Source organism: Mangrovicoccus algicola, from assembly GCF_014903745.1.
Classification (GTDB): domain Bacteria; phylum Pseudomonadota; class Alphaproteobacteria; order Rhodobacterales; family Rhodobacteraceae; genus Mangrovicoccus; species Mangrovicoccus algicola.
The window spans coordinates 20,923-27,417 of sequence record NZ_JACVXA010000064.1 but is presented as its reverse complement, the minus strand read 5'-3'; the positions used below and the strand labels follow the sequence as shown (position 1 = coordinate 27,417).

At 70.1% G+C, this 6,495-nt stretch carries 5 protein-coding genes; 2 read left to right on the top strand and 3 right to left on the bottom strand.

Annotated features, from left to right (window positions below):
* Positions 1-143 precede the first annotated feature (143 nt).
* Positions 144-1,667, top strand: coding sequence for an L-piperidine-6-carboxylate dehydrogenase (gene amaB, locus ICN82_RS17240; RefSeq protein WP_193185248.1), 1,524 nt, complete (start codon positions 144-146; stop codon positions 1,665-1,667).
* A 49-nt stretch (positions 1,668-1,716) separates the two neighbouring features.
* Here amaB and ICN82_RS17235 read toward each other — a convergent pair whose 3' ends face one another.
* From ICN82_RS17235 to ICN82_RS17225, 3 genes are all read right to left on the bottom strand, one after another.
* Positions 1,717-2,979, bottom strand: a complete 1,263-nt coding sequence (locus ICN82_RS17235) for an ABC transporter permease subunit (RefSeq protein ID WP_193185246.1) — start codon at positions 2,977-2,979, stop codon at positions 1,717-1,719.
* A complete protein-coding gene (locus tag ICN82_RS17230; RefSeq protein ID WP_193185243.1) occupies positions 2,976-3,782 on the bottom strand; it encodes a taurine ABC transporter ATP-binding protein in 807 nt (268 codons plus the stop codon). Before ICN82_RS17230 ends, ICN82_RS17235 begins: the two co-directional genes overlap by 4 nt.
* 68 nt (positions 3,783-3,850) lie before the next feature.
* Positions 3,851-4,846 carry a taurine ABC transporter substrate-binding protein gene (locus ICN82_RS17225; RefSeq protein WP_193185240.1) on the bottom strand — a complete coding sequence of 332 codons (996 nt, stop codon included), beginning with the start codon at positions 4,844-4,846 and terminating at the stop codon, positions 3,851-3,853.
* Positions 4,847-5,101: 255 nt separating this feature from the next.
* On the opposite strand from ICN82_RS17225, the gene ICN82_RS17220 reads away from it, so the two are divergent.
* Positions 5,102-6,481: an aminotransferase family protein gene (locus ICN82_RS17220; RefSeq protein ID WP_193185237.1), complete on the top strand. Its 1,380-nt coding sequence runs from the start codon at positions 5,102-5,104 to the stop codon at positions 6,479-6,481.
* The last annotated feature ends 14 nt before the right edge of the window (positions 6,482-6,495 follow it).

Below are 6,495 nucleotides of genomic sequence, written 5' to 3'. Positions count from 1 at the left end.
TGCCTGCCCGGCGGCGGGGCCAGGGGGCGGGGCGGCGCGGCGCAGGCATTCCGGGCTGGCCGCGGGCCCCCCGGCGGGTCTAGGCTCGCGGCAGGGCGCGGCCTCCTTCCGGGCCGCCGGACAGACCAGCAGGACGAGCGGACATGACGACACCCGATCTGAGGCAGATCACGAGCGAGACCATGGCAGCCTGCGGCGCGACCATCGCGCCGGGGGCGGAAGGCGGGCTGGAGGTGGTTTCCCCGCTGACCGGCCAGCCCGTCGCCAGGCTTGCCGTGCAGGATGCCGCCGCGGCCGCGGCCATGGTGGACCGGGCGCAGGCGGCCTTCCGGGCCTGGCGCATGGTGCCGGCCCCGCGGCGGGGCGAGCTGGTGCGGCTCTTCGGCGAGGAGCTGCGCCGCGCCAAGGCCGATCTCGGCCGCATGGTGTCGATCGAGGCGGGGAAATCCCCCTCGGAAGGGCTGGGCGAGGTCCAGGAGATGATCGATATCTGCGATTTCGCCGTCGGCCTGTCGCGGCAGCTTTACGGGCTGACCATCGCCACCGAACGCCCCGGCCACCGCATGATGGAGACCTGGCACCCGCTGGGCGTGGTGGGGATCATCACCGCCTTCAACTTCCCCTGCGCGCCCTGGTGCTGGAACGCGGCGCTGGCGCTGGTCTGCGGCGATCCGGTGATCTGGAAACCCTCGGAGAAGACGCCGCTGACCGCGCTGGCCTGCCAGGCGGTGCTGGAGCGCGCCGTCGCGCGTTTCGGCGCGGAGGCGCCGGAGGGGCTGAGCCAGGTGCTGGTCGGGGGGCCGGAGACGGGCGAGGCGCTGGTCGACAGCGACAAGGTCGCGCTGATCTCCGCCACCGGATCGACCCGGATGGGCCGGATCGTCGGCCCGAAGGTGGCGGCGCGGTTCGGCCGCTGCATCCTGGAACTGGGCGGCAACAATGCGGGCATCGTCTGTCCCTCGGCCGACATGGACATGGCCCTGCGCGCCATCGCCTTCGGCGCGATGGGCACGGCAGGCCAGCGCTGCACGACCATGCGGCGGCTTTTCGTGCATGACAGCGTCTATGACCGGATCGTGCCCGCGCTGAAGACGGCCTATTCCTCCGTGACGGTCGGCAACCCGCTGGAGACCGCCGCGCTGGTCGGGCCGCTGATCGACCGGGCGGCGCTGGACGCAATGGCCGCTGCGCTGGAGGAAGCCTCCGCCCTGGGCGGCATCGTCCATGAAGGTGGACGCGTGGCGGTCGGGCCGGAGACATCCGTCTATGTCCGCCCCGCGCTGGTCGAGATGCCCGTCCATGACGGGCCGGTGCTGCGCGAGACCTTCGCGCCGATCCTCTACGTGATGCGATACACCGATCTGGACGAGGCGATCGAGATGCACAACGCGGTGGGCGGCGGGCTCAGCTCGGCGATCTTCACCACCGACCTGCGCGAGATGGAGACCTTCCTCTCGGCGCGCGGATCGGATTGCGGCATCGCCAATGTCAATATCGGCACGTCCGGCGCCGAGATCGGCGGCGCCTTCGGCGGCGAGAAGGAGACCGGCGGCGGGCGCGAAAGCGGCTCGGATGCCTGGCGGGCCTATATGCGCCGCGCGACCAACACCGTGAACTACTCGCGCGAGCTGCCGCTGGCGCAGGGGGTGGTCTTCGATATCGGCTGAACCGGCAGGGGCGGCGAGACCCGGCGCGCGCCGCCCCTGCCGGGAGGGCTCAGCCCCGCCCCTTCCACGGCACGAGCGTGCGTTCGGCCAGGCGCATCAGGATATCGATGCCGAAGCCGATCAGCCCGATCAGCACGATCCCCATGATGACCGTGTCGGTCTGCTGGAACTTGGAGGCGGCGATGATCATCATCCCCGCGCCCTTCTGCGCCGCGACCAGTTCGGCGGCGACGACGGTCCCCCAGCAGACGCCCATGGCGACCCGCGCGCCGGTGAAGATCTCGGGCAGGGAATTGGGCATGATGACATGCATCAGGACCTGCCGCCGGCCGGCGCCCAGCGAATAGGCGGCATGGACCTTGGACAGGCTGACGCCCGACACCCCGGCCCGTGCCGCGATGGTCATCACCCAAAGCGCCGCCAGGAACAGCAGCACGATCTTGCCGGTTTCCCAGATGCCGAACCAGATGATGACCAGCGGGATCAGGGCCAGCGGCGGCACCGGGCGCATGAATTCGACGATCGGGTCGAACCAGCCGCGCACCCATCCCGACAGCCCCATCGCATAGCCCAGCGGGATGCCGACCAGCGATCCCAGCAGGAACCCCGCGATCACCCGCCACAGCGACCAGCCCAGATGGGCGCTGAGCGCGGTATTCTGGAACCCGTTCGCCGCGATATCCATGAACCGCCCGGCCACCGCCTCGGGCGAGGGCAGCCAGATCGGCTCCATCTGCAGGCCCTTGTCGGGGGTGAAGTTCAGCGAGCCCTTGGCCGACATGGTGACGGTTCCGTCGGGCACGCGCAGCGTCTCGCCGGGGGCGATGGGCCGGCCCTCCACGGCGATGACGCGCGCGCCCTCGCCGTCATTGCGCTGGGGCTGGATCAGCACCGAGCGCCAGGCGGCGACAGTGGCGGCATCGTCCTGCGCGAAACCCGCCGCGACACCGGGCGCGGGCGCCTCGGGGGTGTCGCCCGAGGGATGGACCAGGACGGTGACGCGCGCCTGCGCCTGCGCGCCCGCCGCATCCTCGGCGGTATAGGCAAACCCGGTCTCGCCCAGGAAGGGCCCCGGCACATGCAGCGGCACCAGGCGCGATCCGGTGAAGGCCCCCCAGATCAGGAAGATCACCAGCACCGAAATGACCGAGGCCGCGCGGTCGGGGCGCACCGCCGCCTCGTCGCCGAAGGTCACGGTCTTGAGCGAGGCGAAATCATGCGCCGGGCGCAGCATCCGCCGCAGCAGGCGCACGATCAGCCGCGCGGCGAGGAACAGGCCCGCATAGGCCGCCAGGATCAGCCAGCCGGTCATGCGCCCGCCTCCGCCCCGCCCATGATCTCCTCCTCCATCTCCCAGATCATCGACAGGATCTCGTCGCGGGTCTCGGCGAAACCGTCGCTTTTCTTGACCGCGCGCAGATCGGCCCCGACGGCGCGTTCGGCGAAGGGCAGCCGGTATTCGCGGTGGATGCGCCCCGGCCGCGGCGCCATCACCAGGAGCCTCTCGCCCAGAAGCAGCGCCTCCTCCACGGAATGGGTGATGAGGATCACGGTCTTGCCGGTCTCCTTCCACAGTTTCAGGATCAGCCCCTGCATCTTCTCGCGGGTCAGCGCATCCAGCGCGCCCAGCGGCTCGTCCATCAGGATCACGTCGGGGTCATTGGCCAGGCAGCGCGCCAGCGCGACGCGCTGCTGCATTCCGCCGGACAGTTCATAGACGGCCTTCTGCTTGAAATCGCGCAGCCCCACGGTGTTCAGCAGGTTCTCGACGATGGTGTTGCGCTCGGGTTCGGAGAGGTTCTTCATCCGCGGCCCGAATTCGACATTGCGCCGGACATTCATCCATTCGAACAGCGCGCCCTTCTGGAAGACCATGCCGCGCTCGGCGCCGGGGCCCTCGATCCTGCGGCCATTGAGCGTGACCTGCCCGGAGCTCGGCGCGAGGAACCCCGCCAGGATGTTGAGCAGCGTGGATTTCCCGCAGCCCGAAGGCCCCAGCACGGACAGCAATTCGCCCTTGCCCAGGTCCAGCGACACGTCCTGCAGCGCCTGGACATGGGTGCCGTCGGGCAGGTCGAAGCGCATCGACACGTTTTCTATGCGAAGCCCGTCCATCCGGCGGCTCCTTTCCCGGCACGGCCGGCTCGGGCGGCGCCCGCCGGGCGCCGCGGTCTGGGATCGGGTCAGTCGGCGGCCGCGGCCAGCGGGCCGGTATCGACCGCGGCCTCGTAGCTGTCCAGCGCGCTGTCGATGCTGCCTGCGGCGACGAAGACATCGGCCACGCCCTTCATGAAGGTCTGGGCCGCGCCGCCCATCCATTTCGGCGAGAGCTGCGCCTCGATCGGGGGGAACTGCATCGTGGCGATGGCCTCGGCCGTGGCCTCGGGGGACATGCCGGATTCGGCGGCGATCTTCTGCAGCATCTCGTCCTTGCCTTCGCCCGCGTTCCAGGCGGCATTGGCCTCGGCCGTCACGCCCAGGAAGGCGGCGACCAGGTCGGGATTCTCGGCGACGAAAGCCTGCGGGGCCGAGGTGACGTCGAAGACGAGGATGCCCAGATCCTCCTTCTCCTGGCCGGTCAGCAGGACATTGCCGTGCTCCTTCATCCGGGTCAGCCCGCCGCCATAGCCGCAGGCCATGTCGACCGCGCCCTGGGCCAGCGCGGCGGCGCCGTCGGTCGGGGCCATGTCGACGATCTCCAGGCTGTCCAGCGGCACGCCGAAATGGTCCATCTGGCGCAGGAACCCGTAATGCGCGGCGGTGCCCATCGGCACGGCGACGGTCGCGCCCTCCAGTTCCGAGGCGGAGTCCTTGTCGATCTCGCGCGCGGTGGCGACGACGCAGTTGTCATTGTCCGAATAGCTTACCGCGACATCCAGCGCGACCAGCGGCTGTCCGGCGGAGGCGGCCACGACGAAGGGCGGCACCCCCTGGGAGACCGAGATCTGCACATCGCCCGAGGCCATGGCCGCCGACATCGCGGTGCCGGTCTCGAAGGCGACCCAGTTCACCGGCATGCCGAGCGCCTCGTCATAGGTGCCGTCTGCCTTGGCCGCGAGGAAGGGCATCGGCCATTCGAGGAAATAGCCGACGGTCAGCTGGTCCTGCGCGGCGGCGGCTGCGCCGGAAAGCGCGGCAGCGGCGGTTCCGGCCAGAAGGAGGGAAAGGGAGCGGGTCATCGGGGTCTCCGTGTTGGACTGGTCTCGTTCCTGTCCGGGGGCTCTTGGCGGCCCTTGCCGGTTGCGTCTGGGGAAACGCTAGGTTCGGCGCTTTCGGACTGACAACCGCCCGGGGCCGCTGGATCCAGTATTTGAGGATAACTGGCCCTATCGGTGCTTCCTCTTTGAGCACATTTTCAGCGCCGGGTCGGTCGGGATGCCTGTTTTCCCCTCCGCCGCCGCATCCCTTCCGCGCCTGCCGCCAAGGAGCCCGCCATGAATCAGCTTCCGCCCCCCGATCCGCTCGCCCCGGTCATCGCCGCCGACCGTGCCCATGTCTGGCACCACCTGGTCGAGCATAAGTTCACGGAAACGCACGGCCCCGACCTGATGGTGCGGGGACGGGGACTGCGGCTGTGGAATGCCGAGGGCCGCGAACATCTCGACGCGGTTTCGGGCGGGGTCTGGACGGTCAATGTCGGATACGGGCGCCGGTCGATCGCCGACGCGGTGCGGGACCAGCTGGCCGAGCTTAATTTCTATGCAAACACGGCCGGGTCGATTCCGGGCGCGCGCTTCGCCGCGCAGCTGATCGCGCGCATGCCCGGGATGGCGCGGGTCTATTACGGGAATTCCGGCACGGAGGTGAACGAGAAGGCCTTCAAGATGGTCCGCCAGATCGCCCACAGGCATCACGGCGGCCGCAAGCACAAGATCCTGTTCCGCCAGCGCGACTATCACGGATCGTCCCTCGCGGCGGTCTCGGCCAGCGGCCAGCCCGAGCGGGCGGCCCAGTACGGGCCCTTCGTGCCGGGCTTCGTGGAAGTGCCCCATTGCTGCGAATACCGCGCGCAATGGGAGGGCGCGGAATACGGGCTGCGCGCGGCCGATGCGATCGAGGCGGTGATCCTGCGCGAGGGACCGGACACGGTGGGGGCCCTGTGTCTCGAGACGATGACGGCGGGGGGCGGGGTGATCCCGGCGCCGGAGGGATACTGGCCGCGCGTGCAGGAGATCTGCGCGAAATACGACATCCTGCTGCACCTGGACGAGGTGGTCTGCGGCGGCGGGCGCACCGGCAAGTGGTTCGGCTACCAGCATTACGGGATCAAGCCGGATTTCGTGACCATGGCCAAGGGCGTGGCCTCGGGCTATGCCGCCATCGCCTGCCTCGCGACCAGCCGGCGGGTCTACGAGATGTTCGACGGCGCGCCCGGCGATCCGCTGAGCGCGTTCCGCGACATCTCCACCTATGCCGGGTGCACGGCCGGCCCCGCCGCCGCGCTGGAGAACCTGCGCATCATCGAGGAGGAGGACCTGCTGGCCAATGCCTGCCGGATGGGCGACCGGCTGGAGGCGGGGCTGCGGGACCTCGCAGAGCGGCACCGGGCGATCGGCGACGTGCGCGGCAAGGGGCTGTTCTGGGGCGCGGAACTGGTCTCCTGCCGCCGCAGCAAGGCGCCCGTGCCCGAGGCGCAGGTGCAGGCGGTGATCGCCGATTGCCTGGCGCAGGGGGTGATCATCGGGTCCACCAGCCGGGCGCTGCCGGGGATGAACAACACGCTGTGCCTTGCGCCCGCGCTGGTCGCCACCCCGGCCGATATCGATGCCATCACCGCGGCGCTCGGCGCGGCGCTTGGCCGGGTCTTCGGCTGAGCGGCCGCGGGCGG